Source organism: Halorubrum sp. C191 (assembly GCF_002727095.1).
Lineage (GTDB): Archaea > Halobacteriota > Halobacteria > Halobacteriales > Haloferacaceae > Halorubrum > Halorubrum ezzemoulense.
Genome location: NZ_NHNZ01000075.1, coordinates 1 through 4,096 on the forward strand (window position 1 = coordinate 1; position 4,096 = coordinate 4,096).

The 4,096-nt window shown below is 56.8% G+C and carries 1 protein-coding gene and 3 pseudogenes; 2 read left to right on the plus strand and 2 right to left on the minus strand.

Annotated elements, in window-relative coordinates:
• Window positions 1-222 precede the first annotated feature (222 nt).
• Window positions 223-363: pseudogene (locus Z052_RS20925) on the minus strand (IS5/IS1182 family transposase); the annotation flags it as partial.
• Between the two features lie 53 nt (window positions 364-416).
• A pseudogene (locus Z052_RS20930) lies at window positions 417-524 on the minus strand (RNA-guided endonuclease TnpB family protein); the annotation flags it as partial.
• A gap of 329 nt (window positions 525-853) precedes the next feature.
• Here Z052_RS20930 and Z052_RS06590 point away from each other — a divergent pair.
• Both Z052_RS06590 and tnpC read left to right on the plus strand, forming a co-directional pair.
• Window positions 854-2,545: a Na+/H+ antiporter NhaC family protein gene (locus Z052_RS06590; protein ID WP_049933572.1), complete on the plus strand. Its 1,692-nt coding sequence runs from the start codon at window positions 854-856 to the stop codon at window positions 2,543-2,545.
• Between the two features lie 308 nt (window positions 2,546-2,853).
• Window positions 2,854-4,096, plus strand: a pseudogene (gene tnpC, locus Z052_RS06595) (IS66 family transposase); the annotation flags it as partial.

The following is a 4,096-nucleotide window of genomic DNA, read 5'->3' on the forward strand; positions in this document are numbered from 1 at the left end:
ACGACCCTGGCCGCGAGAAGTTCAAGCTATGAGATGGTTTCTATGACAGGCTCGCGACAATTAAATTCCAGAAGTGAAGCAGCTACAGAGCACGCCCTTGGGTGGGGAGGACCGTGTTACATTGCTGTAAGGCAGAAGGATGTACTGTGTGAAGAGGTGTCTTATTATATATAACACAATCAGCGCGATTTCGCGAAACACGCGGAACCACAAGCGCGCTCACACAGGGAAGCTGAACAAGCGCTTCACAGCTGAGTTCACGGTTTCGGTCATTGAGTGCTGGTTGTAGCGATCATCGTCGATTCTGGCGTTGAATGGGTACAACACAAAGAGCCGATGCTTGATCAGCCGTCTGTTCCCAAGCACATACACCGTTTGCGGAGATCGCCCGCGTTCCGACGTGAAGTACCTCGGGATCAAGCCCCGAGGCTTCCCGTTTCCACGACGTGCTTTACAGATTCCGCGAGGGAATCCACAGGGAGCGCAGTCTCCACGGGCGTGGATTCGGAGTTCCCCACTCCTACTTGATGGTCACGGCAGAGCGTCTGACCCGGCTTATTTTCGCCGACTAAGCCAGACGCGAAGTGTGCCGTCACACCACTCTATTTGAGATGTTTCGAGTTAATGGCTTGGTTCACGAGTTGTCGGCTTCATCCACGGGGTCAAGCCTCGTGGCATTCGCCTCGACAGCCTGTAAAATCTGCTTAGTGAGGTCTGTGTCACTTTCTTCCCAGTTCGTTGAGAGAACGGGTATCAAAGATTTAATTTAAGTCGATATCGAGTTCTGCTCGTGGCTACCACAAGTTACGGCTTGTTGGCGTTGGCACCGCCGCTTCTGGCAATCGTGTTGGCGATGACGACACGGCAGGTGCTTGTGTCCCTATTCGCCGGCGTCTGGATCGGCGCGATGATCGTGGCGAACTGGAATCCAATCGCGGCGACAGGACTCACGATGGACTGGCTCGTCGAAGTATTTCGGTCGCCATTCAATACGAAATTCATTATTCTCATAATGTTCATGGGCGCGGGTGCGGCGTTCATTCACCGCTCCGGTGGCATCCTGGCACTGGAGCGGTGGATCGGCGATCGTGTTGACAGCGCCCGCGAGTCTCAGATCCTCACGTGGCTCATCGGAGTCTTCATTTTCTTCAGTTCTTATACCAGCACCATCGTCACAGGCAACGCGACACGGGATCTCGCGCAGGAAAACCACTCCTCCCGGGAAATGCACGCCTACACGCTTGATTCAACGACATCGCCCGTGGCGACCTTCGGGCCTGTGTCATCTTGGATCGGCTACCAAGTCTCAATGATTATCGTCGGGTTCGAGGCGGCTACGGTTACCGCCGCGGAACTCGGGATGACCCCCTTCGGATTGTTCCTCCAGAGTATTCCTTGGAACATTTACTGTTTCATGGCGTTCTTCATGGTCGGGTTCATCGCGATTACTCAGCGATTCTTTGGTCCGATGCTTGACGCCGAGTGGCGGGCGCGTTCCACCGGTCGGACTATTCGGGAAGACGCGACGCCATTGTCCGACGTCTCCCAGGACGTCGGCGAGCCGAGCGACAGGAACCCGACCCTCGTGAATTTCTTCGGCCCCATTTTTGTGTTGCTCGTCGTGAGTTTGGTCTCGATGTGGTGGCTGGGTGGTGGACAAAATCCCGGCGTTAGTATCTCGAAGGCATTCCAAGAGACTGACGTGGCGCTCGGTCTTCTGTATGGGTCTTTCGCGTTCATGCTGTCCGGGTTTGTCGGATCACTCGGCTACCGGACAATGGACCTCGAAACGGCCAGCGATACCATCATCCAGGGATTCAAAACGATGAACATCGCCATCGCGATCATCGTGTTAGCGTGGTCGATCGGTTTAGCTGCCGAGAAGGTCGGCACCGCCCAAGCGATTGTGGATATAATGGTCGGCAGCGGTGTTCCTGGGAGCTTCCTCCCCGTCATAATCTTCCTCGCAGCAATGTTTGTCGCGTTCACGACCGGTACCTCTTGGGGCACCATGGCTATTCTCACCCCACTCGCAATCCCGCTTGGGTATGAACTGGTCGGTCCTTCTATCCTCCCCGTGCTTATCGGGGTGCTGTTCGGCGGCGCTATCTATGGCGACCACAGTTCACCAATCAGCGACACGACAGTTATGTCGTCTATCTTCTCAGGCTCCGATCATATTGATCACGTTAACACCCAAGTCCCATTCGCAGGAACTGCGGCGGGGGTCACGGTGCTCGTCCTCGTGTTGTACGGGCTGGGTCTTCAGACGGCATACTTCGCACTGCCACTGGCGCTCGTTCTGACGGCAATCGCAGTGCTCGTTCTCAACAAGTTCGACGCTAGACGTAAGGGGCTCCCCGAGGTGATGCCTTCCGCTGACGCAATCGAATCCGGCGATGTTGATGTTGACGCCGTTGAACGCGGTGAGGTTGATGGCAACAACGGGAGTCACGACCATCTCACGCTGATCCCGGTACTGGCGGTCATCATCGTCGCTGCGTACCTCGCGCTCGTGGTCGCATTCGCGGCGGTAGGTACCTAAATCGACATGGTGTTCTGATCGTTATCAGTTGCTGATCAAGGACTATATTGGATCGCCATACGGCAGCGAGGTAGGCCGCTAAATCAAATGAGTTGAAGCGGGAGACTTCAGTTGCCTATGACCCAAATCTCCTGCTTCATCGGGGGTACGTGTTTAGCCCCGTCTGATTTCGTCACTATCTCGTAGGTGGTGGCCTATGATAGACACATGGTCTGCCAGCAGGGAGTCAGTCTACATCCTCAGGGATGGTCTCCGAGCAGCGGAGACCATCCCGTCAGCCCTGCTGTCTTCGTTTCGAGGTGGAATCGATGAGCTGGGACGATCTCTCCAAGGACGAACTCCTCTCGCGATTTCTCCAGATGGAGGAGCGAATCGACGAGCTGGAAGAGACGATCGCCCAGAAGGACGAGCGGATCGAGGAACAGAACGAACTGATCGAAGAGCAGCAAGAGCGGATCGAAGAACTCGAAACACGCCTCCGGAAGTACGAGAATCCACACACTCCACCCAGTAAGCGACGGTCGGGGACCGACGGGTCCCCGACCTCGCAGGACGACGAAGACGACGATGTCCGAACTGATGGCGGCACTCCTGGCCGAAAGGATGGTCACGACCCGGAGTGGCGCTCTCCGCCTGATCCCGACGAAGAAGTCGATGTCACCTGTGACTGTTGTCCTGAGTGTGGCGACCACTTCGACGAGTCGGTGGGCGTCAGCCCCCGACTCGTCGAGGAAATCCCTGACCCCCAAACCCCAGAGATAACCCGGTACAACCGCCACTACTACCAGTGCGATTCCTGTGGAACAGAGACAGTTGCGGCTCACCCCGACTGCCCCGATGAGGGGCAGTTCGGGGTGAACGTCATCGCTCAATCAGCTCTGTCACGGTACGATCACCGCCTTCCTTACCGGAAGATCGCTGATCGCTTCGAGCAACTACACGGACTCGAACTCTCGGGTGCATCCGCGTGGCACGCGACCGAGCGCGCTGCGCGCGCCGGTCGCTGTGAGTACGAGCAGATCCGTCAAGAGATTCAGGATGCTGACGTGGTTCACATCGACGAGACAGGCATCAAGCGCGACGGTGAACAAGCGTGGATTTGGACGTTTCAGACCGTTCAACACACGTTGTACGCGGTCAGGGAGAGTCGCGGAAGTGATGTTCCCGCGGAAGTCCTCGGCGAGGACTTCGCGGGAACAGTCGTCTGTGACGGGTGGACGGCGTACCCAGCTTTCAGCAGCAACCTCCAGCGGTGCTGGGCGCACATTCTTCGAGANNCGCCGAAAAGCAGCCAGAAGGTGAACCGATCTACCAGGCTCTCAGACAGCTATTCGTCGCTCTCCAGGCTCGGCTGGAGAGCGACCCAAGTCCTCGTGAGAGAGCAGACCTCCAGCGTGTGGCGCGAAGAGAGCTTGAATCGCTGATTGACCGGTCAGTACCCGACGGACCAGTGGCAACACTGCTGGGGAAGATCGAAGGAGGTCTCGACCACTGGCTCACCTTCGTCGGTGAGCCAGCGGTCTCTCCGACAAACAATGCCGCAGAGAACGC

Bases quoted from the DNA above. Each gene is read 5' to 3' on its own strand.
- Z052_RS06590 (WP_049933572.1), top strand. From the start codon at position 854: ATGACGACACGGCAGGTGCTTGTGTCCCTATTCGCCGGCGTCTGGATC.